The sequence below is a fragment of the Salmonella sp. SAL4457 genome, from assembly GCF_046548235.1.
GTDB lineage: Bacteria > Pseudomonadota > Gammaproteobacteria > Enterobacterales > Enterobacteriaceae > Salmonella > Salmonella enterica.
The window spans coordinates 1-249 of the sequence record NZ_JBGDZO010001014.1 but is presented as its reverse complement, the minus strand read 5'-3'; the positions used below and the strand labels follow the sequence as shown (position 1 = coordinate 249).

Sequence of the window (249 nt, the reverse complement as noted above, 5' to 3'; positions counted from 1 at the left end):
CTTCAGGAACAGGCCCTCGAGGCTTTCGTTGAGGCCCTGGGCGTTGACGTTGCTCATCTCGACGTCGGTCAGCGGACGCAGGTTCTTCGGCAATTCCTGGCGGCTCATGGCCGCTGGCGGCTGCATACGCTGGATGTCGGCGCTGGCCATCTGGAACGGACTGAGCAGGGCGGCGACCAGGGTCGCGGCCAGGCGCAGGTTGGTCTGCTTCTTCAGCGCCTTCTTCAGTTGCCGTTCGCTCAGCAGGCC

1 protein-coding gene is annotated in these 249 nt (G+C 65.1%); it reads right to left on the bottom strand.

Annotated features, from left to right (window positions below; all coding sequences use genetic code 11):
- The coding region (locus ACLJNW_RS27230; protein WP_410961671.1) for a hypothetical protein at window positions 1–249 on the bottom strand (249 nt) is incomplete at both ends.